Genomic DNA, 22,776 nt, shown 5'->3' with positions numbered 1-22,776 from the left:
CGGTTCTCGGCGGGTAGCCGGGGAATCGACCGCCGTTGGCGCGGGCCCGTCAAAGCGTCTGGCGCAATCAGCGCCGAACACCCCTGGGTGCGGCGAAAAGGTCGATTCAGCCCGGCCGTTTGACGCCCAGGTGGGGTGCACGGGGTCAGCCGCCGGCGAACGCGGGCGGGGCGCGCGCCGCGCCCGGCCGCGCCCGGGCGGGCTGAGTGCGTGCCGCGGGGTTCGTGGGTCGCAACGCGCGGGGTGGTTGTCTGAGTCCGCGTGTTGCGGCACCCGAACCTCACACCTGGGCGGGATGGCGGCGGCGGCGGGGAGGAGGGAGGATCGAGGCGTGACGTCCGAAGCGCAGGGCAGCGACGGGCTGGAGCTGCGGCTCCGGCCGGTCGCGGAATCCGTACCGCTCGACCGCATCGCGTTCGCCGAGGTGGAGCTCGTCGCCGTAGGCGAGGGGTCGGGGCCGGTGAGCGCGCGGCTCAACCTCGTCGAGGGAGACCTCGAGATCCTCGTCAGGTCGCCGGCCGGCACGCCGGTGCGCGCGGCGTGGCCGTGGCCCGTCGACTCGGCGCCGCGCTCCGTCGAGCTGGCGCCGGGGGAGCGGCTCGTCGCGTCGGTGCCGCTGCTCTCGTCGGGCAGCGAGCCGCTGTTCCCCGTGCCGGGGCGCTACGAACTCGTCGCCCGCTTCGCGGTGCGGCCCGGCGTCACGCTCGAATCGAACCCCGCCGCCCTCACACGCACCGCGCCCGAAGACGCGGCAGTGGCCGCCGGCCTCGGCGACCGCGATGTGCTGCAGAGCCTCCTCGGGGCCGGCGTGATCGGCGCGGCATCCCCGAAGCTGGAGCGGCTTGCCCGCTCGTCCGACGTCGGCACCGCGGCCGCCGCCAACCTCGCGCTCGGCCGCGTGGAGGCGCTGGCGCGCGCGGCCGACGATCCCGCGGTCGCCCGTGCCGTGGCGGCACTGCTGCCGCCGGGCGCCACCGGGCAAGACGAGCGGCGCGATGCCGTGATGCCGCGGGCCGGCGCACGCGACGCCGCCGCCTTGAGCGGGCAGCCGCTCGCGGAATGAGCGGATGGGACGGGGCGCAGCATCCGTAAGATCGTTCACATGACCGTCGCCTCCACGCCCGAGCTCGAAGCCGACCGCCAGTACCTGATCGCGCTGATCCAGGACGAGGCGGTGTTCCACGGCGACTTCACACTGTCGAGCGGCAAGAAGGCGACGTACTACGTCGACATGCGCAAGCTCACGCTCGACCACCGTGCGGCGCCGTCGATCGGGCGGATCATGCTCGATCTGATCCGCGAGGTCGACGGCATCGTGGCGGTGGGGGGCCTGACGCTCGGCGCCGACCCCATCGCGAACGCCGTGATGCACGAATCCGCGCGCACCCACAAGCCGCTCGACGCCTTCGTCGTGCGCAAGGAGCCCAAGGACCACGGCCGCGGCCGTCAGGTGGAGGGGGCGGATGTCGCGGGCAAGCGCGTCCTGGTGGTCGAAGACACCTCGACCACCGGGCAGTCCGCGCTGAAGGCCGTCGAGGCGCTGCGGCGCGAGGGCGCCGAGCCCGTCGCCGTCGCGGTCATCGTGGACCGCAAGACCGGGGCGCAGGCGGCCGTCGAGGCCGAGGGCCTGCAGTGGCTCGCCGCGATCGATCTCGACGACCTGGGACTCGACCCGCAGTAGCCCCGCCCACCGGAGTCGCGCGCAGCGGAGCGCCGGGCGTTTCGCGCGCCGCGACGTCGGAGATCTGCGTGGGGTCGGAGGAATCTGCTCCTGGGCTCCGACGCACCGAGGATCTCCGACCCTATGGCGTGCGAACAAACTCGCGGATGGGTGTCACACGCGGGTGGCGGCCGGTGTCTCCATGTTGAAGGACTCGTTCCCACGATACGGAGGAAGACATGAGCAGCGAGACTCGCATTCCCACGGCCGAGGTCACCGGCGTCTACGGCGCCCTCATCAAGGCGGCGGCCAAGAAGATGGTCGGCCGCGTGCCCGACTCGATCGGCGTGCTCTGGCACCACCCGGGAGTCATGAAGGACTCGATGGGCATCGGCCGCAAGGTCGAGGGCTGGCACGAGCTCGACCCGAACCTCGCGACCTTCGCCGCGATGGCGTCGGCGGCCACGATCGGCTGCAGCTTCTGCCTCGACTTCAACTACTTCATGTCGCGCAATCGCGCGGTCGACGCCGACAAGGTGCGCGAGGTGCCGCGTTGGCGCGAGTCCGAGGTGTTCACGCCGCTCGAGCGCCGGGTCATGGAGTACGCCGAGGCGGCGAGCCAGACGCCGCCGGCGGTCACCGATGAGCTGTCGGCCGCATTGCTCGAGGATCTGGGTGCCGCCGGGCTCATCGAACTGGCCGCCCGGGTGGCGTTCATGAACATGTCGGCGCGGATGAACGTGGCTCTCGGCATCCGTTCCGAGCATTTCGCCGACGCGTGCGGACTGCCGCCGCTCGCGGCCCGGACCGGCGTCGACACCCGCGCGTAGGCTCGCGCTCATGAGCAACGGCGGCGTGGAGGACCCGTTCGTGGTGCACCGGAGCCTTCTGTTCACGGTCGCGTACGAGATGCTCGGCTCGGCCGCCGACGCGGAGGACGTGCTGCAGGAGTCGTGGCTGCGGTGGGCCGCCGTCGACCACGGCACGGTGCAGGAGCCCCGCGCCTATCTCGTGCGCATCGTGACGCGGCAGGCGCTCAACCACCTGCGCACGGTGTCGCGGCGGCGGGAGGAGTACGTCGGCGAGTGGCTCCCCGAGCCTCTGCTGACGAGCCCCGACGTGGCCGCCGACGTCGAGCTCGCCGAGAACCTCTCGATCGCGATGCTCACCGTACTCGAGACCCTCGGCCCCGCCGAGCGGGCGGTCTTCGTGCTGCGGGAGGTGTTCGACGTGCCGTACGACGAGGTAGCGGATGCCGTGGGCAAGACGCCTGCCGCGGTGCGGCAGATCGCGCACCGCGCGAAGGAGCACGTCGCCGCTCGCCGCCCGCGTGTGCCGGTCGTCCCCTCGGAGCACGAGGAGGTCGTGGAGCGCCTCGTGCGTGCCCTGAACACGGGCGACCTGCAGGGGCTCATGGACGTGCTGGCGCCCGACGTCGTGTCGGTCGCCGACGGTGGCGGCAAGGTGAGGGGTGCCGCGCGGCGGCCGATCGTGGGCGCCGAAAGGCTTGCCCGATACCTCGTCGGCGGCATGGCGAAGGTCGAGGGGGTGCTGGTCGCCGCGGCGACGTGGGTCAACGGGCAGCCGGGCGTCCGGATGGAACTCGACGGCGTTCTCGTGGGCGTGGTGAGCCTGACTGTGGAGGACGGGCGCATCACACACGTCTACTCGATCGCCAACCCCGAGAAGCTCGGCCGGGTGGATGAGGAGGCGGTCGTAGCTCGGTGAGGCGCCACTTCGACGGTGCCCGCGCCACAACGTCGGAGATCGCGTCGAGGTCGGGGCGATCCGGCCGCCGGGCTCCGACGGTGCGGCGATCTCCGATTCTGTGGCGCGACGCAGCGACCGGTCTTCGGGTCAGTCGTCGCCCCCTTTGCCGCGGCGGCGCCACCACTGCCAGAGGATCACCGTCAGCGTGCCGAGCGTGATCACGAAGCTGGTCAGCAGGAGCAGCGTCTGCTCGGTCTCGGAGATCACGGGCGCTTCCCTCCGGCGGCGTCGGCCACGATCTTGGCGATGCGGGCGGCGCGCGTCTCGGGCCGGCGGGCGGTGTCGACAGCGGTGATGCCGAGCTTGCGGCTCGACGGTGGAAATGCATCCCACGCGGAGCGCGCCGCGGGATCGGCGTCGAGGGCAGCGGCGAGGTCGTCGGGCTCGCGCAGCGCCTCGGCGTTGTCGAGCACCTCCCATGACCCGTTCTGCTTCGCCAGTTCGATGGCACGGATGCCGGCTTCCGCCAGCATCCCGTCGGCCTCGAGCTGCGCGACCCGGGCTTTGTTCGTCGCCGCCCAGCCGCTCGACGGGCGGCGCGGTGCGAACCAGAGGCCGCCGCGCTGCTCGTCGAAGGAGCGCACGGGCCCGTCGATCCAGCCGAAGCAGAGCGCCTGCAGGATGGCCTCCTCGTAGCCGACGAACTCGAGCCCGGAGCCGGGCCGGGCGCGAACCAGCCACGCACCCTTCGAGGTGCGATGGTGGGCCTCGAGCCACGACCGCCAGGCCGCGGCATCCGCCGCCTCCACTTTCTCGCCGTCGTCCAGTGCTCCCATGCCCGCGACCCTATCGGGAGCCCCTGACGCTGGGCACGGGCATCCGCTCCTCCCGCCGCTTCGACAGGTCAACCGGGCTTGTACAGGAGCGTGGCCGTGGTTTTGGTCCTGTGGATGCCCGGTTGACCTGTCGAAGCCGGGCGGGCCGGCGCCGGTCGGGGTGCGTCGGGCGGGGCCTCACAGCAGCTCGGGGTGCGCCGGGCGGGGCCTCACAGCAGCTCGGGGTCCTCGGACTCGAAGGGTTCGGCGTCGAGCAGCTCGGCGACCGACTCGAGCACCTCGTCGGGACGGAAGGGGTAGCGTGCGATCTCGGCGCCGTCGCTGATGCCGGTGAGCACGAGCACCGTGTGCAGGCCCGCCTCGATGCCGGCGACGACGTCGGTGTCCATGCGGTCGCCGATCATGCCGGTGTTCTCGGAGTGCGCGCCCAGGCGGTTCATCGCCGAGCGGAACATCATGGGATTCGGCTTGCCGACGACGTAGGGCTCCATGCCCGTCGCCTTCGTGATGAGCGCCGAGATGGCGCCGGTCGCGGGCAGCAGGCCCTCCGTCGACGGGCCGGTGGCGTCGGGGTTGGTGGCGATGAAGCGCGCGCCGCGCCCGATGAAGCGTATGGCCTTCGTGATCGCCTCGAACGAGTAGTTGCGGGTCTCGCCGACGACCACGTAATCGGGGTCGGTCTCGGTCATGATGAAGCCGGCCTCGTGCAGGGCCGTCGTGAGGCCCGCCTCGCCGATCACGAACGCCGAGCCGCCGGGCATCTGGGACTTGAGGAAGTCCGCCGTCGCGAGCGCGGACGTCCAGATCGACTCCTCGGGCACCAGCAGGCCGGAGGCCCGCAGCCGCGCCGACAGATCGCGCGGCGTGAAGATCGAATTGTTCGTCAGCACGAGGAAGGGAACGCCCTGCTCGCGCCACTGCTGGAGCAGGTCGGACGCGCCCGGAATCGGGGTATTCTCGTGCACGAGCACGCCGTCCATGTCGGTGAGCCAGCATTCGATGTCGGAGCGCGTGCGCATTCGTCCAGACTAGGTGCCGAGCGGGCGTAGGGTCGAAGCCGTGACGTGGGACCCCCGGAGCCTTCCCGACCTCTCCGGACACGTGTACCTCGTGACCGGATCCAACCGCGGACTCGGCTATTTCGCGTCGGAGCAGCTCGTCCGCGCCGGCGCGCACGTGATCATGTCGGGCCGGCACCCGAACCGCCTCTCGGCGGCGCGTGCCGCGATCCGGCGGAGGATCACGGATGCCGCACCCGACGCCTCCGAACCCCTCATCCTCGACACCAGCAACCTCGCATCGGTCCGCTCCGCCGCCGCGAGCGTGCGGGGGAGGGGCGGCCTGGACGGCGTGCTGCTCAACGCGGGCATCGTGCACGCGCCGAAGGTGCGCGAGACCACGATCGACGGGAACGAAGTGGTCCTCGCCACCAACGCGCTCGGCCACTACGCGCTCGCCGGGGAGCTGCTGCCGGCCTTGGCTGCGGCCGCCGGTCGAATGGTGTGGCTCGGAAGCGTGTCGACGTCGCTCACGCCGTACGACCCGGTCGACCCGCAGCTCGCCGACCGCTATTCGGCGTGGCGGGCCTACGTGCAGTCGAAGGTCGCCACCGCGGCGATCGGCTTCGAGGCCGACCGGCGGCTGCGCGAGGCCGGGATGCCGGTGGCGAGCGTCGTCGCCCACCCGGGCTACTCGACCGGCGGTCGCACACCGGGCATCGCGGGCGTCAACGAGCCGTCGCGCAGCAAGCGGTTCCGCGACAACCTGCAGGCGCCGATCGCGCAGTCCAAGGAGCACGGTGCATGGTCGCTCGTGCGCGCGCTGGTCGATCCCGAGGTCGAGGGCGGCGAGTTCTGGGGCCCTCGCACCCGTTCGCGCGGCGAGCCGCGCAAGCAGACCGCGGCCCGGGTCACGCGCGACCCGGAGGTCGGCGCACGGCTCTGGGACTTCGCCGAGACGGCGACCGGCGTGCACTGGCCCTTCGGGGTGGAGCCGCGCCGCCCTGCGTGACGCCCTCTCCCGTCCCTCTCCCGTCCCTCCGTTGGTCGAGTCGCCAAGACACGCCGATCGACCCGCCCTCGGGCCGGCGTGTCTTGGCGACTCGGAGCGTGCGGACACGCTCGTGCGGACACGCTCGGGCAGCGGTGGCTTCGGTCCGGGCGAGGGGGGTGACTCCGAGTCAGGCCGTGAGCCAGACGGCGCCGGCGGCCGCCGCCGGAAGCGCGACCTCGGACCCGCCAACGCCGCCCGTCCGCACGCGGAAGGAGGCGGCATCCGTCACCGTCACGGTCGCGCCGACGGCCACGCCGGCGGACTCGACCGCGCGGAGCAGCTCGGGGTCGCGGTCGCTCACCCGCAGCACGCGTCCGACGTGACCGGCGGGCGCGTCGGCGAGCAGCACGAAGGGCTCCCGGTGGACGTGCCCCGCGGCATCCGGAATCGCATCGCCGTGAGGGTCGAACCGCGGTCTTCCGAGGCGTTCGTCGATGCCCTCGAGCAGTCGGTCGCTGATCGCGTGCTCGAGCACCTCGGCTTCGTCGTGCACCTCGTCCCACGCGTACCCGAACTCGCTGACGAGCCACGTCTCGATCAGCCGGTGCCGGCGGATGATCGCGGCGGCACGGCGCTCGCCCTCGTCGGACAGCGCGATCGGTCCGTACGGGCGGTGCGTGACCAGGCCCTGCGCGGTGAGCTTCTGCACCATCTCGGTCACGCTCGACGGAGCCAGTCCCAGTTCACCGGCCAGCTGCGACGGTGTGATGCGATCGTCCTGCCACTCGGTGTGGTGGTAGATCGCCTTCAGGTAGTCGTCGATCGCGGGGGAAGGCACCGTCTCAGGGTACCGGCCGCCCCTCACGCCCCCGTGAGCACGAGATACAGCAGCACCCCGTTGAGCGCGATGAGGAAGACGGATGCCGCGATCCCCGCGATCGTCGTCCACGCATGGTTGCGGAAGCCGCCGAGCACGTCGCGGTTGGCGGTCAGCGCCACCAACGGCACGAGCGCGAACGGGATGCCGAACGACAGCACCACCTGGCTCAGCACGAGCGCGACGGTGGGGTCGAAGCCGATGGCGAGGATGATGAGCGCCGGGATGAGTGTCACCAGTCGGCGCGCCAGGAGCGGCACGCGGACGTGCAGCAGGCCGTGCATGATCTCGGCGCCCGCGTATGCGCCGACGGAGGTGCTCGCCAGGCCGCTGGCCAGCAGACCGACGGCGAACATGGTCGCCACGAGCGGTCCGAGCCCAGCGGAGAGCGCGGCGTACGCGCCCTCGAGCGAGTCGGTGCCCGGCACACCGGAGAGGTTCGCCGCCGCCAGCAGCAGGATGCACAGGTTGACGGTGCCGGCGATCAGCATCGCGATCGTCACATCCCACTTCGTTGCGCGCAGGAGGCGGCGCGTGGGGATGCCGCGCAGTTCGGCGAGCGTCGGGTCCGGGGCATCCCGCTCGCTCACCGAGGGTGCGGGCGCGGTCACCGCGGTGGGCGCGAAGCGGTCGCGGGCCAGGGCGCTGTGGGCGTAGATGGCGTGCGGCATGATCGTGGCGCCCAGGATCGATGCCGCGAGCAGCACCGAGTCGGTGCCCTCGAACCGCGGCACGAGTCCGCCGACGACGCCGGCGGGGTCGGGCGGCGCGACGAACACGCCGAACGAGAAGCCGATCGCGATGATGACGAGAAGGCCGATCACCACGAACTCGAACGGCCGCGGGCCTCGGCGGGAGTGGACCAGCAGCAGTGTGATCGAGACGGCGCCGGTGATCGCGCCGCCCCACACCAGCGGAATGCCGAAGAGCAGGTTCAGGGCGACGGCGCCGCCGATGACCTCGGCGATGTCGGTGGCCATCGCGACGAGCTCGGCCTGCAGCCAGTAGGCGCGGCGTGCCCAGGGATTGCGGATGCGCCGGCCGAGGGTCTCGGGCAGGCTCCGGCCCGTCACGATGCCGAGCTTGGCCGAGAGGTACTGGATGAGCCAGGCCATGACGTTGCCGAGCACGACGACCCAGACCAGCAGGTATCCGTACCGTGCGCCGGCGGTCATGTTGCTGGCGACGTTGCCCGGGTCGAGGTACGCGACGCCGGCGACGAGGGCCGGCCCGATGAGCCACGCGAGCCGGGGCAGCGTCAGCGGCCGGCGGCGCGGCGAGGTGGGGGCATCCGTCGTCCACTCGGCAGTTTTCGGCACGCCGAAACTCTAGCCGCATTTCGGCGTGCCGAAAAGAGCTGAGCCGCGCTCGATACGGGCGCTCGCCTGCGCGGTCGGGCGCTCGCCTACGCGGTCGGGGGCTCGCCTGCCACGATGTGTCGGTTGGGTCGACGCTTCGCGACAGGCGAGCAGTCCTCAGACGAGGAAGGATCCGGATGCCGCGCGCCCTCAGTGGTCGCGGCGCAGGCGGCGCAGGCGCCAGACGTTGCCGCTGTGGGTCTCGTGCACGAGCTCGTCGAGGGTCGCCAGTGCGATGGCGAGGCCTCGCCCGGACTCCGCGTCGTCGCCCGGCATTGAGACCGCTCCCAGATCGATCAGCGCCGGGTCTGCCGTGTCGGTGAACACCGCCGACAGCGACTCGGCGTCGGCGTCCAGGGCGACGGACACCTGGATGGGCTCGCGCGCGAGCGCGTGGTCGACGACGTTCGTCGCCACCTCGCTCACCGCGAGGCGGAACATCATCGCGTCCTCGTCGCTCACACCGGCGGTGCGACCGAAGAGCTCGTCGAGGGCGTCGTGCACACGGTCGATGAGGGCGTCGTCGGCCAGGCCCTCCAGGCGGATCTCGGACTCAGTCGCCATCGAACGCCGTCTCCGGGGTGTCGTGCTCGCGGAGCACGCGGTCGAGGTTGGTGAGCTTGAGCACGCGCCGCACCGGCTCGGTCGCGGCGGCGATACGCAGGTCGCCGCCCGCGAGCCGGGCCGACTTGAGGCCGCCGATGAGAGCGCCGAGACCGGAGGAGTCGACGAACTCCGTGCCCGAGAGATCCACGACGATCTTCGTGCTCCCGCCGCCGACGAGGTCGTCGACCGCCTTGCGGAGCCGGGGCACCGACGTCGCCGTCAGCCTCCCCTCGGGCCGGACGACGGCGAACGCCGCGCCGGGGGTGACGATCAGATTCACGGTGCCTCCTGAGGTTCGGGGACGGACCGGACGGGTCCGGAGTAGAGGGCGGCCTGCACGATGACGCTCAGCACCGCCAGGTCGTAGACCACCCACACGGTGTTCACGAGCGTGCCGGTGCCGTCGGCGGTGCCGACGGCGAGGCGCGACAGCCCGAGCGAGAGCGCGAGGACGAGCACCACGATGGCCGTCAGCTGCGGCCAGATCTCGCGCCAGGGCGGGCCCGATTCGTCGCGGCCGTCCTTCTTCGTGACGGCGAAGCCGAGCGGGCGCTTCAGCACCACGTTCGAGAAGGCGGAGGTACAGGCCTTGATCCAGACCGGGAAGAGCGCGAGCGCATACTGCTGCCCCCGCCAGGTCTTGATCCCCTTCGCCACGACCAGGAAAAGGATCTGGTTGATGATGAAGTACGGAAGGAACCGCGCGAAGAAGTCGACGGTCCAGGCCGTCACCGGCATCACGCCGAAGACGAGGAAGATCACCGGCGCGGCGAGATAGACGATCGCGGTGAAGCCCGACAGGTAGCTCCACATCGTCGCGAAATACATGAGCCGCTGGCCGGCCGAGAGGCCCTTCTTGACCAGCGGGTTGTCTCGCAGCATCACCTGCAGCGTGCCCTGCGCCCAGCGCAGCCGCTGCGTCAGCATCGTGCGGAGGTCCTCCGGGGCGAGCCCGCGCGCCAGGATCTCGTGGTGATACACGCTCTTCCACCCGAGGGAGTGCAGCTGCATCGCCGTCGCCATGTCTTCGGTGACCGAGATCGTCGCCATCGGCTGAACAGGCTGCGCCTCATCGGGCCGGTCGACGCGCAGCGCCTCGAGCAGACCCGACACCGACTCGACCGCGCCGAGCGGCGAGAGCTCGCGGGCCGCGAGCGTGTCGAGCCCGGCGTCGTCGATGACGATCGCGTCGAGCTCGGCATCGCGCTGCACCGGCAGCTCGCCGATCGAGGCGAGGTCCGCGCGCACGCGGGCGAGATCGCCGCGCACGAGCTCGCGCGACGCGGCGTCGACCGCGGACTGCACGCGGTAGGTGACGTCGGCGATCGGCTCCCCGGCGTCGAGCCGCGCCCTCGCCTGAGCGACCTCGCCGCCCAGCAGCCGCAGCTGCCGGCGGACGGCGGGGTCGGCATCCCTGTCCCGCCCCGCCTTGGCGAGCAGCGACTCGGATGCCCGCAGCGTGCGCGCCGCCGACTGCTCGAGGTTGCGCACGTAGCCGACGATGCCCAGCTGCATGAGCGCGTCGCGCCGCAGCACGGCGTTCGAGCCGCAGAAGAAGGCGGCGTTCCAGCCGTCCTTGCCCTGCTGGATGGGCCCGTAGAAGAGCGGCGCCTGGCTGCCGAGCGGGTCGGCGTCGTCGACGTTGACGAACCACTGCGGCGTCTGGACGAGTGCGACGTCGGCGTCGTCGGCGAAGTACCCGAGCGTGCGGTGGAGGATGAGCGGATCCGGCACCTGGTCGGCGTCGAGAATCAGGAGGAACTCGCCCTCGGTCTGGAAGAGCGCGTTGTTGAGGTTGCCGGCCTTCGCGTGGCGGGGCTTGCCGGCCCAGTCCTTCGAGCGGGTGATGTAGCCGACGCCGATCGCGCGCGCGGCCTCCTCCATGTCGGGGCGGGCGCCGTCGTCGAGGATCCAGGTCTCGTGCGGGTAGGCGATGCCCTTCGCCGCGTGCGCGGTCGCGATCACCATGTCGATCGGCTCGTTGTACGTCGTGATGAGCACGTCGACCGTGCCCTGCGGTGGTGACGTCGGGGCGGGCCGTTCCTTGGCGCGCCACATCGTCGCCGAGAAGAGGAAGGTGTCGATGAGGCTGTAGGTCTCGGCGATCACGAGCGGCACCGCGATCCACCACGCCGACCAGTTCACCGAGTCGAGCCAGCGCCAGATGATGTAGTTCGCGCCGAGGAGCACCGAGAGCAGCGCGAGGACGCGGATCCAGACGAAGCGCGCGGTCACTCGTCGCGCCTCACGACCAGCACCGTGACGTCGTCGGGAGCATTGCGCTCGCCGGCGAGTCGGGCCGCCTCCTGAACGGCGCCGTCGGGACCGAACTCGCGCAGGGTGTCGCTGACGTGCGCGAACGGATCCTCCTCGTCGAGGATGTCGAGCAGTCCGTCGCTGCAGATCATGAACGTGTCGCCGGGTTCGAGCTGCGCCGGTGACGCGGTGCGGTCCTCGTCGAACCCCATCCCGAGCGGCAGGCCCGTCGACAGCAGCGGCTCCCAGGAGCCGTCGCGCCGCAGGATGAACGCCAGGCTGTGACCCGCGTCGACGAAGGCGATGCGCCCGGTCGCCGTGTCGATGTCGGCCGCGACCGCGGTCACGAAGATGTTCGAGCCGCCGATGTCGTCTTCGAGCATGCGGTCGACCTCGCGCACCACCTGGGTGAGCGGCCGCTCGGGCGCGGTGCGCAACGACGCCCGCACGCCGGAGGCGATGATCGCGGGGCCGGCGCCCTTGCCCATGACGTCGGCCAGTGAGACCCGCAGCCGGTCGCCGACGAGCTGCCAGTCGTACACGTCGCCGAGGAGGTGGCCGGCGGGAGTCGCCGACGCGGCGAGCACGTAGCCCGGGACCGAGGGCGTGCGCACGGGCAGCATCGCGCGCTGCACCACCGATGCGTCCTCGAGCTCGTCCGCGTCGGTCAGCTCGGCCTGCACCCACAGGGCGAGCTCGCGCAGCAGCGCGCGGCCGCGCGCGTCGAGCTTGCGCGGCTCGGTGTCGACGATGCACAGTGTGCCGACCTGCTCGCCGCCGGGAGCCTTGAGCGGGTGGCCCGCGTAGAAGCGCAGGTGCGGGTCGCCGACCACGAACGGGTTCTCGGCGAAGACGTCGTCGGTCGCGGCATCCTCCACGACCAGCGTGCCCTCATGCCGGATCGTGAGGTCGCAGAACGAGTCGGCGCGAGGCGCCTCGCGTCCGCCCAGGCCGATCTGGGCCATGCGGAACTGCCGGTCGCGGTCCATGAGCGTCACGCTGACCATCGGCACGCCGAACATCTCCTGGGCGAGCCGTGCGACGCGATCCACACGTCCGTCGGGCGGAGCGTCGAGCACTCCCAGTGCTTCGATGGCGCGCTGACGCTTCTCGTCGTCGAACAATAGACCCCCCGGTCGTCGAGATCATCTCAGTATCGGATGCTGCGCGCGCCGTCTTCGACTCAGCAGGCGCGATCCGGAGGCACGGCGGCGCGGATCGGTCGCGCTGCCGTGGGGATAACCTGGGCCGGTGACCACGCCCGACCCGAACGCTCCGTCCGCGGAGCCCGCGTCGGAGGCGGCATCACCCGAGGAGCCCACGCGGGAGGCGGCTCCGCCCGCGGACCCCGCGTCGGAGGCGGCATCGCCCGCGGAGCCCGTGCTCCCGGTCGGGGTCGGGCCGTGGCCGGGAGGCCCGGATGCCTGGCCCGACGACCCGCGCTATGACCGCGACCTCCTCGCGCACGGCGATGCCCGCAACGTCGTCGACGGGTACCGGTACTGGACGATGGACGCGATCGTCGCCGACCTCGACACCCACCGACACTCCTTCCATGTCGCGATCGAGAACTGGCAGCACGACATGAACATCGGCTCGATCGTGCGCAGCGCCAACGCGTTCCTCGCCGCCGAGGTGCACATCATCGGCAAGCGCCGCTGGAATCGCCGCGGGGCGATGGTCACCGACCGCTACCAGCACGTGCGCCACCACGAGACCGTCGAGGCGTTCGCGGAGTGGGCGGATGCGGCATCCCTCCCCGTCATCGCCGTCGACAACGTCGAGGGGTCCCGGCCGCTGCCCGCCGCAGATCTGCCCCAGGCGTGCGTGCTGCTCTTCGGCCAGGAGGGGCCCGGGCTCTCGCCGGAGGCCCTGGCCGCGGCATCCGGAGTCGTCGAGATCGAGCAGTACGGCTCGACGCGCTCGATCAACGCCAGCGCCGCCGCCGCCGTCGTCATGTACGAGTGGTGCCGCCGCTGGGCGTGACCGAACGGGCGGCTGTGGTCGCAATGCCCGCCTGGGTACGGCCACCGGTGCCACCTTTGGGGCATGGGGTGCGTGGAGGTGGCGGCTGTGGTCGCAACCCGGTCTGAATGCGGCCACCGGTGCCACCTCGGCCGGCGGGGGTGCGCGGAGGTGGCGGTTGTGGTCGCAATGGCTATCTCGACGAGGCCGCGGGTGCCACCTCGGCCGGCGGGGGTGTGTGGAGGTGGCGGCTGTGGTCGCAATGCCCGCCTGAATGCGGCCACCGGTGCCACCTCGGCCGGCAGGGGTGCGTGGAGGTGGCGGCTGTGGTCGCAACCCCGGTCTGAATGCGGCCACCGGTGCCACCTCGGCCGGCGGGGGTGCGCGGAGGTGGCGGCTGTAGTCGCAATGCCTATCTCGACGAGGCCGCGGGTGCCACCTCGGCCGGCGCTTGATGTCTGGAGGTGGCGGCTGTAGTCGCAATGCCTATCGCGACGAGGCCGCGGGTGCCACCTCGGCCGACGCGCGCGCGGAGGTGGCGGCTGTGGTCGCAACCCCGCTCTGAATGCGGCCACCGGTGCCACCTCGGCCGGCGCTCGATGGCTGGAGGTGGCGGCTGTAGTCGCAGTGCCTATCGCGACGAGGCCGCGGGTGCCACCTCGGCCGGCGGGGGTGCGTGGAGGTGGCGGCTGTGGTCGCAACCCCGGTCTGAATGCGGTCGCAGGTGCCACCTCGGCCGACGCGCGCGCGGAGGTGGCGGCTGTGGACGCAACGCCCGTCGGGGGCAGCGGCGAGGCCGCGGAGCCGGCGGAAGGGTCAGACCTCGAGGGTCATCCACGCGGCGCCGCGCACGCGCCAGCCGAGCGTGACCAGCCGGGCGAGCATGTAGACGCCGAAGAACGCGACGGCGAGCCATGCGAGTCCCGCCGCGCCGACCGGATGCAGCAGTGCGACCAGCACGAGCGCGGGGACGAAGGGCACGAGGTTCAGCACCCCGACGATCGCGAGGTACTTCGCATCGCCGGCGCCGATGAGCACGCCGTCGAGCACGAAGACGACGCCGCACACCGGCTGCGCGACCGCGAGCACGATGAGCGCCGGCTGCACGAGGTTGGCGATGCCCGGGTCGCCGGTGAAGAGCAGCCCGATCACCCCCGACAGGGCACCGATGATCGCCCCCGTGATCACCCCGAACCACGCGCCCCACGCGACCGTGCGTCCCAGTACGCGATGAACGAGCACCGTGTCGTGAGCGCCGAGGTTCTTGCCGATGAGGGCCTGGGCGGCGATCGCCAGCGCGTCGAGCGCGAACGCGGCCGTCGAGAAGATGGTGAACGCGACTTGCCAGCCCGCGAGCTCCACGGTGCCGAGGCCGGTGGCGACGGCGACGGTGGCGAGCAGTGCGACACGCAGCGACACGGTGCGCAGGAACAGCCAGCCGCCGGAGCGTGCCGAGCCGCGGACTCCCTCACGATGAGGACGGATGGATGCCGCGTGCCGCCGCGCGAGCCGCCCGACGACGAGCGCATACGCCGCGACCATGCCCCATTGTGCGACGACGGTGCCCACGGCCGAGCCGGCGATGCCCCAGCCCAGGCCGTAGATGAAGGCCCAGTTGAGGAGTGCGTTCGCGCCGAAGCCGAGGCCCGCGATCCACAGCGGCGTCACGGTGTCCTGCATCCCGCGCAGCAGCCCGGTCGCGGCGAAGACGACGAGCATCGCGGGAAGACCCCACATCGAGATGCCGAGGTAGATCTCGGCCTGTGCCGCCACCTCGGGTGAGGCGCCGAAGAGGCCGACGAGCAGCGGCGTCGCCACGTAGCCGACGAGGGCGAGCAGCGCGCCGATGCCGAGCGCGAGCCACATGCCGTCGATGCCCACCGACACCGCGCGCGTGGGGTCGCCGGCTCCGAAGCGGCGGGCGACGGCCGGCGTCGTCGAGTAGGCGAGGAACACCATCAGCCCGACGATCGTCTGCAGCACGGCCGAGGCGATCCCGAGGCCGGCGAGCGGCTCCACGCCCAGGTGCCCCACCAGCGCCGAGTCGACGATGAGGAAGAGCGGCTCGGCGATCAGGGCCCCGAGCGCCGGCACGGCGAGCCGCAGGATGTCGCGGTTCAGGGTGTCGGTGCTCACCCCACGAGCCTAGAAGGCGGCGCCGACGCCGGGGCGCGGCATCCGTCCCCCCGGGTGCCGGGTCGCGGCATCCGTCGATCCTCAATCGAGGACGAGTGCCGAGATGAGGAGCGGTCGTCGCCGCGGCCTCCGCAGCTCGGCAACGGTCCTCGGACGAGGAACAGGATGCTTCCTCACGATGCCGACGCCGGTCGACCCGCGCTCTCCCGAGCATTGCCCAGGTTTCGGCAGACTAACCTGGAGCGCATGACCGATGCCCCCCGCTCCGGTCTCGCGCTCGACGAGCTCAGTGCCGAGATCCGCCCCCAGGACGACCTCTTCCGCCACGTCAACGGCAGTTGGCTGGAACGGACCGAGATTCCGGACGACAAGGCGCGGTGGGGCTCGTTCCACCTCATCGCGGAGCAGGCCGAGAAGGACGTGCACGCGATCGTCGAGGAGTCGCAGCAGGCCGAGCCGGGCACCGAGGCCCGCAAGATCGGCGATCTCTACACGAGCTTCATGGACACCGAGCGCATCGAGCAGCAGGGCGCCGCCCCGCTCGCCGACCTGCTGGCGCGCGTCGAGGCCATCGACGGCATCCCGTCGTTCCTGCGCACGATCGGCGAGTTCGAGCGCGACGGCGTCGCCGCGCTCATCCACCTCTACATCGAGCCCGACCCGGGAAATCCCGAGCGCTATGTTCCGTTCTTCATCCAGGGCGGCCTGTCGCTGCCCGACGAGAGCTACTACCGCCTCGACAACTTCCAGGAGACGCGCATCGCGTTCCGCTCGCACGTGCAGCGGATCCTGGAGCTCGCGGGCGTGGCCGAGGCCGAGGCATCCGCCGACCGCATCGTCGCGCTCGAGACCGAGCTCGCGACGCACCACTGGGACAACGTCGCCAGCCGCGACGCGGTCAAGACCTACAACCTCAAGACGTGGGACGAGGTGCAGGAGCTGGTCGGCGTCGACCTGACGCCGTGGCGCGAGGGCGCCGCGCCCGAGCACGCCGACGCGTTCGCCCACATCAACGTCTACCAGCCGAGCTTCTTCGAGGGACTCGGCGCGCTCCTCGCCGAGGACCGCGTGGAGGACTGGAAGGCGTGGCTGCGCTTCGCCGTCGTCCACTCCGCGGCGCCGTTCCTGTCGGACGAGTTCGTCGCCGAGAACTTCGGCTTCTACGGCACGCAGCTCACCGGAGTGCCGGTGAACCGCGAGCGGTGGAAGCGCGGCGTGAGCCTCGCCGAGGCGGCGATGGGCGAGGCGATCGGCCGCGTCTACGTCGAGCGCCACTTCCCGCCCGCCGCCAAGGACGCGATGGACGAGCTCGTCGCCAACCTCATCGAGGCGTACCGCCAGTCGATCCGCGACCTCGAATGGATGAGTCCCGAGACCCGCGAGCGTGCGCTGGCGAAGCTCGACGACTTCACCCCGAAGATCGGCTATCCGGTCAAGTGGAAGGACTACTCGACCCTCGAGATCGACCCCGAGGACCTCGTCGGCAACGTCCGCCGCGCCCACGTGTGGGAGCACGACCGCCAGCTCGCGAAGGTCGGCCAGCCGATCGACCGCGACGAGTGGTTCATGACTCCGCAGACCGTCAACGCGTACTACAACCCGCTGATGAACGAGATCGTGTTCCCGGCGGCGATCCTTCAGTACCCGTTCTTCGACGCCGAGCGTGACGCCGCGGCCAACTACGGCGGCATCGGCGCGGTCATCGGCCACGAGATCGGCCACGGCTTCGACGACCAGGGAAGCCGCTTCGACGGCGACGGGTCGCTGCGCGACTGGTGGACGGACGACGACCGCGCCGCCTTCGAGGAGCGCACGAAGAACCTCATCGCCCAGTACGACGCGCTCGTGCCGCAGGGCCTTGCGGACGAGAACCACGTCAACGGCGCGCTCACCATCGGCGAGAACATCGGCGATCTGGGCGGCCTCGGCATCGCCATCAAGGCCTACGCCCTGTCGCTGGACGGCGCCGAGGCACCCGAGATCGACGGGTTCACCGGCATCCAGCGACTGCTGCTCAGCTGGGGACAGATCTGGCAGCAGAAGGGACGGGATGCTGAGACCATCCGTCTCCTGACCATCGACCCGCACTCGCCCAACGAGTTCCGGTGCAATCAGATCGTCAGGAACATCGACGCGTTCTACGATGCGTTCGGAGTGACGGAATCCGACGCCCTCTGGCTCGACGAGGACCAGCGCGTCACCATCTGGTGAGGTCAGGGCCGTCTGGGCGGCCCGCCGGCCGTCTGGGTGGCCGGATACCCCGCATCATCATCGAAGGAGAGGGAACTCCGTGGGCATGGAGCCCAGAAAGGACGCCGAGTCGCTGCGGGGGGCGCGACGGAGCACCGGACGACGGACGCCGAAGAGGACGGCGGCCGGACGTCGATCATTCACGTCGACGCTGAAGGCGCTCGACGACCTCGCCGCCTCAGGCGCCAAGATCTCGGTGCGGATCACCGACCTCGATCGCGGCACGTCCGTGCTCTCGGGCGACGACTTCGTGACCCTGCCGGTCGCGGGCCTCGGCGTGGTCCCGCTGCTCATCGAGGTGGCCGCCGCGTTCGAGTCGGGTCAGCTGGATCCGCTCGAGATCATCGACCGCTCGAACCTGGAGCCGGTCGGCGTCGGGGGAGTGTGGCAGCATCTGAAGGCGCCGGCGCTGCCTCTCATCGACCTCGCCGTGCTCACCGCCTCGACCGGCGACGCGCTCGCCGCCAACGCGCTGCTGCGACGCGTGGGCCTGCCGGCCGTGCGCAGCCGCATCGAGCAGCTGGGGCTCGCGCGCTCGGCGCTGCTCGACCGGTTCCGCGACGAGCGCGGGCCCGACGACGCGCCGCACTTCGCCCTGGGCTCCGCCCGCGAGCTCGCCGAGGTCTTCGCGGCCCTGGTCAACTCGCAGGTCGTCTCGCCCAGCGTGAGCGCTCAGGTCGCGGAGTGGCTGAGCCTCAACCACGACCTGTCGCTCGTCGCATCCGCCACCGGCCTCGACCCGTTCTCGCACGAGAACGACGAGCATGGCCTGCTCTTCATCAACAAGACCGGCCGGGATGCCGGCATCCGTGTCGAAGCGGGTGTGCTGGCCGGCCCGCGGGCCGGGGTGTCGTACGCGCTCATCGTGTGCTTCGACGACCTGTCGATCTCGCACCGCCTGCGTGCGCACGAGGCCTTCCGCGTGCTGGGCACGGACCTGATGGAGTACGTGTTCTGACCCCGGGGCGCGGCCTCCGGGCCCGCCGGGCGGCCCGCTGCCGGTGAGACGACAGCGTGAGGACGAGAGGGTGGGATCCACCCCGGGTCTCGTCCGCAGACTGTCGTCTCACCGCTCCGCCTGGGGGCGGGACCGCGTGCGCGATGACTCCGGGTGACGGGCGGTTACCTATGGCGGGAGGGATCGACTAGCCTCGCAGGGTGTCAACACCGCCGTTCCGCGCCGACATCGTCGGCAGCTTCCTCCGCCCCGCCGACCTGGCCGACGCCCGCCGTCGATTCGCGTCCGGGCAGATCGACGCCGACGCGCTCCGTGTCGCCGAAGACACCGCGATCGCCGAGCTCGTCGTCCGGGAGGCCGACGCCGGGCTGAAGCTCGCGACCGACGGCGAGTACCGCCGCTCGTGGTGGCATTTCGACTTCTTCGGCCTGCTCGACGGCGTCGAGATCGTGGAGCTCGACCACGGCATCCAGTTCCAGGGCGTCCAGACGAAGCCGCGGGGAATCGAGGTGAGCGGCAAGATCGGGTTCAGCGACACGCATCCCTTCCTCGACCACTTCCGCTCGCTCAAGAGCCTGCTCGAGCGCACGACGGGCGCGGTGCCGAAGTTCAGCATCCCGGCGCCGACCGTGCTCGACTTCCGGCTGGAGCCGGGTCACCTCGAGGGCTCCGGCTACGACGACCGTGACGACATCGTCGACGACCTCGTGCAGGCGTACCGCGACGCGGTGGCCGCGTTCTACGCCGCCGGCGCGCGCTACCTGCAGTTCGACGACACCGCGTGGGCGTATCTCTGCTCGGACGTGGAGCTCGAGAAGGCGCGGGACCGCGGCATCCGTACCGACGGCATCGCCGAGCGGTACTCGGGCATCCTCAACCGCATCCTCGAGGGCAAGCCCGACGACCTCACCATCACGACGCATGTCTGCCGCGGCAACTTCCGTTCGACGTGGATCTCGTCGGGCGGATATGAGCCGGTCGCCGAGCAGCTGCTGGGCAACACGGCGTACGACGGCTATTTCCTCGAGTACGACAGCGAGCGGGCCGGGGGCTTCGAGCCGCTGCGCTTCCTGCCCGAGGGCGACAAGACGGTCGTGCTGGGGCTCATCACGTCGAAGACCGGCGAGCTGGAGAACGTGGATGCCGTGAAGCACCGCATCGACGAGGCGGCCGCGTTCGCCCCGCTGGGGCAGCTGGCGCTCAGCCCGCAGTGCGGCTTCGCCTCGACCGAGGAGGGGAACGTGCTGAGCGTGGACGAGCAGTGGGCCAAGGTGCGCGAGGTCGTCGACATCGCCGCCGACGTCTGGCGCTGACCCGCGCTTCGCGCCCGCCCCGGCGCCCGGCGACCCAGGGTCAGTGGGAGGGCGGGGCGTCGACGACCGGGGTGCCGTGGGTGTGGAAGGTGTCGATCGTCTTCATGCCCCAGGCCTGACCCTTCTTGCGCTCGGTCTCGGTCCACTCGACGACGGGCTGATCGGGGTCCAGCAGCAGGCGGGCGCCCGCCTGGGCGAACTCGATGCGGTTGCCGCCGGGCTCCCAGACGTAGAGGAAGAACGTCTGGTTGATGGCGTGCTTGTGCGGGCCCGACTCGATGTGGATGCCGTTCTCGAGAAAGATGTCGGCGGCCTTGAGGATGTCTTCCCGGGTGTCGGGGGCGAACGCGATGTGGTGCAGGCGGTTGCCGTGCTTCGTCCAGTCGTCGGAGTACACCACGTCGTAGGACTTCAGCGAGAAGTGGAACCACCAGGCCGCGAACCTGCCGTTGTCGAGCCGGATCCGCTCGGACTCCCGCATCCCCAGCGCGTCCCGCAGGAACTCGCCGTTGGCCTCGACGTCCTTCGCGAGGTAGTTGATGTGGTCGAGGCGCCGGGCGTTCACCCCGCGGCCCGGGAAGCGCGAGGCCTGGTTCTTCAGCGCCGGGCGGTCGTCGTCGCCGGCGACGTACCGCTCGGCCTCGTAGAAGATCCCCATCGCGTGCCCGTCGGGATCGGTGAACTCGTACGTGGGCCCGCAGCCGACGTCTCCGTCCACCCATCCGCGACCGAGCCCGGTCGCCTCGATCGCGGCGACCCGGCGCTCGAGCGCCTGCTGCGACGATGCCCGGAACGTCGTGCGACCCACGCCCGCAGCATCCGAGCCCGTCAGCTTGATCGTGTACAGCTGGTATTCGTCCCACGTACGGAGGTAGATCGAGTCGCCGTCCTCGGCGACGACCCGCATGGCGAGCAGCTCCTCGAAGAACCAGCGGCTCTCGGCCGGGGTGGGTGTGAGCAGCTCGACGTGGGCGAGGTGCGCGACATCGAACGAGGTGTCGGCGGTCATCGTGGTGTCCTCTCTGACAGGGTTTTCAACGTCGCGGCCCCGGAAAGACGGTGCCGTCGAAGAGCTTGCGGGCGGTGCGCAGCGAGAACGACGTCGCACGCCACGTGCCGTCGGCGTCGCGCGTCACCCGCACGCGCGAGGGAAAGGTGCCGCTCGGGTGCTCGATCGCCGTCTCCTCGCCATCGAGCGGCCCGGCGAGGTCGGAGCCCACGGCGCCCGGGATGCGCAGCGCGGCGGCGACGGATGCTGCCATCAGCACGCCGATCGCCGTGTGCACGCGCGCCGGAATGAACGCCCGGGTCGAGATCGCGCCCCCGTTGCGCGCCGATGAGACGAGGATCATCTTCGGCACCGTCTGCGCTTCGACGTCGCCGAGCCCCATCCGCGGACCGGCCGCGAGCCGCACGCGCTCGATGCGCGCACCGAGCTCGGCGTCGCCCTCCAGGGCCCCCGGCGACTCGGAGCCGTCCAGGCCGAACTCGTCCGCGCGGAGCACGACCACCGGCATCCCGTTGTCGATCAGCGTGACGACGTGCCCGTCGATCTCGTCCACCGGGCTGCCGGTGGGAAGGAGCGGCTTCTCGGGCCCCCCTCCGACCTCGAGCTCGATGGCCGATGCCGTTCCCGGCACGCCGTCGATGGTCGCGTCGCCGGTGTAGTCGGGCAGACCGCCGGCCGTGGCGAAGACGGCGGTGGCGGCATCCCCCGTGTTGAGAAGACGGATGCGCACCGTCGTGCGCTCTCCCGTCGCCGCGACGAGACCCCGCTCGACGGCGAACGGCCCGACGCCGGCGAGCAGATTGCCGCACGTCTGCGCGTCGCCGACGGTCGCGCTGTCGACGCCGATCTGGAGGAAGAGGTAGTCGACGTCGATGCCGTCGACGGGGGAGGGTGAGACGATCGCGACCTTGCTGGTGAGCGGATGCGCGCCGCCGATGCCGTCGATCTGTCGCGGGTCGGGCGAGCCCATGATCCGCAGGAGCAGGTCGTCGCGCGTGGCCGGGTCGTGCGGCAGATCGTCCGCGAGGAAGTAGGCGCCCTTCGACGTGCCGCCGCGCATGAGCATGCAGCGGATGCCGTCGCGCGCCGCCGCCGCCGGGTCAGGCCCCGTCATCGTCGCGCGCCTGGTAGTCGGCCTGCGTGAGGTACTCGACGCCGAGTTCGGCGAGGAGCGGACGCAGGCCCTTCCGGTCGAGGCTGAGCTCCCTCCCGGAGCCGTACGCCTCGCGGTCAGCCGTCTCCTTCGCGACGCGCGCGTCGGCCGCCGACAGCACCGTCGATGCTCGCTCGCGCGGCACCACGACCACCCCGTCGTCGTCGGCGACGATGACGTCTCCCGGGCGCACCGTCGCCCCGGCGACGACGATCGGCACGTTCACCGATCCGGGCGTCGCCTTCACCGTGCCCTGCGCGTGCACGGCGCTCGACCACACCGGAAAGCCCATGTCGCGCAGATCCGCCGTGTCGCGCACGCCGGTGGTCGTGACGAGTCCGCGCACGCCGCGCGCCTTGAGCGCCGTGGCGAAGAGGTCGCCGAACGCGCCGTCGCTCGACGCCGAGGTGGTCGTGACGACGAGGAGATCCCCTTCCCGGCACTGCTCGATCGCCGCGTGGATCATGAGGTTGTCGCCGGGCCAGCTCAGCACCGTGACGGCGGTGCCGCCGACGCGCGCACCGGTCTGGATCGGACGGATGCCGGCGCCCACGAGTCCCGTCCGGCCCATCGCCTCATGCACGGTGGCGACGCCGTGCGCGCCGAGCGCGGCGGCCGTCGCCGCATCGGCCCGCGCGATGTCGGTGATGACGACGGGCCTTGTCATCGCAGCATCCGTCCCTCCGACCCGATCGCG

21 protein-coding genes are annotated in these 22,776 nt (G+C 71.4%); 9 read left to right on the top strand and 12 right to left on the bottom strand.

What is annotated here, in order from left to right; all coding sequences use genetic code 11:
* Window positions 1-331: 331 nt before the first annotated feature.
* The 4 genes from ACN9MP_RS18065 to ACN9MP_RS18050 all read left to right on the top strand — a co-directional run bounded on the left by ACN9MP_RS18065 (window position 332) and on the right by ACN9MP_RS18050 (window position 3,388).
* Window positions 332-1,063 carry a hypothetical protein gene (locus tag ACN9MP_RS18065; RefSeq protein WP_426322492.1) on the top strand — a complete coding sequence of 244 codons (732 nt, stop codon included), beginning with the start codon at window positions 332-334 and terminating at the stop codon, window positions 1,061-1,063.
* Between the two features lie 39 nt (window positions 1,064-1,102).
* Window positions 1,103-1,681, top strand: a complete 579-nt coding sequence (pyrE, locus tag ACN9MP_RS18060) for an orotate phosphoribosyltransferase (RefSeq protein ID WP_426322490.1) — start codon at window positions 1,103-1,105, stop codon at window positions 1,679-1,681.
* Window positions 1,682-1,899: 218 nt separating this feature from the next.
* Window positions 1,900-2,490, top strand: a complete 591-nt coding sequence (locus ACN9MP_RS18055) for a carboxymuconolactone decarboxylase family protein (protein WP_426322488.1) — start codon at window positions 1,900-1,902, stop codon at window positions 2,488-2,490.
* A gap of 10 nt (window positions 2,491-2,500) precedes the next feature.
* A complete protein-coding gene (locus ACN9MP_RS18050) occupies window positions 2,501-3,388 on the top strand; it encodes an RNA polymerase sigma-70 factor (protein WP_426322486.1) in 888 nt (295 codons plus the stop codon).
* A 245-nt stretch (window positions 3,389-3,633) separates the two neighbouring features.
* Here ACN9MP_RS18050 and ACN9MP_RS18045 read toward each other — a convergent pair whose 3' ends face one another.
* Together ACN9MP_RS18045 and ACN9MP_RS18040 are read right to left on the bottom strand one after the other, a co-directional pair.
* On the bottom strand, window positions 3,634-4,206 hold the full coding sequence (locus ACN9MP_RS18045; protein WP_426322485.1) for a YdeI/OmpD-associated family protein: 573 nt from the start codon (window positions 4,204-4,206) through the stop codon (window positions 3,634-3,636).
* Between the two features lie 209 nt (window positions 4,207-4,415).
* Window positions 4,416-5,225, bottom strand: coding sequence for an HAD-IIA family hydrolase (locus tag ACN9MP_RS18040; RefSeq protein WP_426322484.1), 810 nt, complete (start codon window positions 5,223-5,225; stop codon window positions 4,416-4,418).
* A gap of 40 nt (window positions 5,226-5,265) precedes the next feature.
* Here ACN9MP_RS18040 and ACN9MP_RS18035 point away from each other — a divergent pair, with 40 nt between their 5' ends.
* Complete coding sequence (locus ACN9MP_RS18035; RefSeq protein WP_426322482.1) at window positions 5,266-6,216, top strand: SDR family NAD(P)-dependent oxidoreductase; 951 nt, start codon at window positions 5,266-5,268, stop codon at window positions 6,214-6,216.
* Between the two features lie 169 nt (window positions 6,217-6,385).
* Here ACN9MP_RS18035 and ACN9MP_RS18030 read toward each other — a convergent pair whose 3' ends face one another.
* The 6 genes from ACN9MP_RS18030 to ACN9MP_RS18005 all read right to left on the bottom strand — a co-directional run bounded on the left by ACN9MP_RS18030 (window position 6,386) and on the right by ACN9MP_RS18005 (window position 12,419).
* Window positions 6,386-7,036: a metal-dependent transcriptional regulator gene (locus ACN9MP_RS18030; RefSeq protein WP_426322480.1), complete on the bottom strand. Its 651-nt coding sequence runs from the start codon at window positions 7,034-7,036 to the stop codon at window positions 6,386-6,388.
* A gap of 23 nt (window positions 7,037-7,059) precedes the next feature.
* On the bottom strand, window positions 7,060-8,337 hold the full coding sequence (locus tag ACN9MP_RS18025) for an Nramp family divalent metal transporter (RefSeq protein ID WP_426326118.1): 1,278 nt from the start codon (window positions 8,335-8,337) through the stop codon (window positions 7,060-7,062).
* Between the two features lie 246 nt (window positions 8,338-8,583).
* A complete protein-coding gene (locus ACN9MP_RS18020) occupies window positions 8,584-8,997 on the bottom strand; it encodes an ATP-binding protein (protein WP_426322479.1) in 414 nt (137 codons plus the stop codon).
* On the bottom strand, window positions 8,987-9,319 hold the full coding sequence (locus ACN9MP_RS18015) for an STAS domain-containing protein (protein WP_426322477.1): 333 nt from the start codon (window positions 9,317-9,319) through the stop codon (window positions 8,987-8,989). Before ACN9MP_RS18015 ends, ACN9MP_RS18020 begins: the two co-directional genes overlap by 11 nt.
* Window positions 9,316-11,274: a glycosyltransferase gene (locus tag ACN9MP_RS18010; protein ID WP_426322475.1), complete on the bottom strand. Its 1,959-nt coding sequence runs from the start codon at window positions 11,272-11,274 to the stop codon at window positions 9,316-9,318. The genes ACN9MP_RS18015 and ACN9MP_RS18010 overlap by 4 nt, the downstream gene beginning before the upstream one ends.
* Window positions 11,271-12,419 carry a PP2C family protein-serine/threonine phosphatase gene (locus tag ACN9MP_RS18005; protein WP_426322473.1) on the bottom strand — a complete coding sequence of 383 codons (1,149 nt, stop codon included), beginning with the start codon at window positions 12,417-12,419 and terminating at the stop codon, window positions 11,271-11,273. The genes ACN9MP_RS18010 and ACN9MP_RS18005 overlap by 4 nt, the downstream gene beginning before the upstream one ends.
* Before the next feature lie 256 nt (window positions 12,420-12,675).
* Between ACN9MP_RS18005 and ACN9MP_RS18000 the strand changes: the two genes are divergently transcribed.
* A complete protein-coding gene (locus ACN9MP_RS18000) occupies window positions 12,676-13,281 on the top strand; it encodes a TrmH family RNA methyltransferase (protein ID WP_426326116.1) in 606 nt (201 codons plus the stop codon).
* 795 nt (window positions 13,282-14,076) lie between these two features.
* Here ACN9MP_RS18000 and ACN9MP_RS17995 read toward each other — a convergent pair.
* Window positions 14,077-15,396: an MATE family efflux transporter gene (locus ACN9MP_RS17995; protein WP_426322471.1), complete on the bottom strand. Its 1,320-nt coding sequence runs from the start codon at window positions 15,394-15,396 to the stop codon at window positions 14,077-14,079.
* Window positions 15,397-15,642: 246 nt separating this feature from the next.
* Between ACN9MP_RS17995 and ACN9MP_RS17990 the strand changes: the two genes are divergently transcribed.
* From ACN9MP_RS17990 to ACN9MP_RS17980, 3 genes are all read left to right on the top strand, one after another.
* Window positions 15,643-17,607 (top strand): M13 family metallopeptidase, encoded by a 1,965-nt coding sequence (locus ACN9MP_RS17990; protein WP_426322470.1) that lies wholly within the window; start codon window positions 15,643-15,645, stop codon window positions 17,605-17,607.
* 85 nt (window positions 17,608-17,692) lie between these two features.
* Window positions 17,693-18,604: a serine hydrolase gene (locus tag ACN9MP_RS17985; protein WP_426322468.1), complete on the top strand. Its 912-nt coding sequence runs from the start codon at window positions 17,693-17,695 to the stop codon at window positions 18,602-18,604.
* Between the two features lie 200 nt (window positions 18,605-18,804).
* Complete coding sequence (locus tag ACN9MP_RS17980) at window positions 18,805-19,917, top strand: 5-methyltetrahydropteroyltriglutamate--homocysteine S-methyltransferase (RefSeq protein ID WP_426322466.1); 1,113 nt, start codon at window positions 18,805-18,807, stop codon at window positions 19,915-19,917.
* Between the two features lie 40 nt (window positions 19,918-19,957).
* Here the strand turns inward: ACN9MP_RS17980 and ACN9MP_RS17975 are convergent, their stop codons facing one another.
* From ACN9MP_RS17975 to ACN9MP_RS17965, 3 genes are read right to left on the bottom strand one after another with little or no spacing between them, the layout of a single operon-like run.
* Window positions 19,958-20,926 (bottom strand): VOC family protein, encoded by a 969-nt coding sequence (locus ACN9MP_RS17975; protein WP_426322465.1) that lies wholly within the window; start codon window positions 20,924-20,926, stop codon window positions 19,958-19,960.
* A gap of 25 nt (window positions 20,927-20,951) precedes the next feature.
* Entirely contained in the window at window positions 20,952-22,040 is a 1,089-nt protein-coding gene (locus tag ACN9MP_RS17970) for a 4-oxalomesaconate tautomerase (RefSeq protein ID WP_426322463.1), read from the bottom strand.
* On the bottom strand, window positions 22,027-22,746 hold the full coding sequence (locus ACN9MP_RS17965) for a 4-carboxy-4-hydroxy-2-oxoadipate aldolase/oxaloacetate decarboxylase (RefSeq protein WP_426322461.1): 720 nt from the start codon (window positions 22,744-22,746) through the stop codon (window positions 22,027-22,029). Before ACN9MP_RS17965 ends, ACN9MP_RS17970 begins: the two co-directional genes overlap by 14 nt.
* Window positions 22,747-22,776: the final 30 nt, after the last annotated feature.

The sequence above is a fragment of the Microbacterium sp. E-13 genome, from assembly GCF_049912955.1.
Taxonomy (GTDB): Bacteria; Actinomycetota; Actinomycetes; order Actinomycetales; family Microbacteriaceae; genus Microbacterium.
The sequence above is the reverse complement of the archived record's forward strand: the minus strand, read 5'-3'. Positions and strand labels throughout refer to the sequence as shown.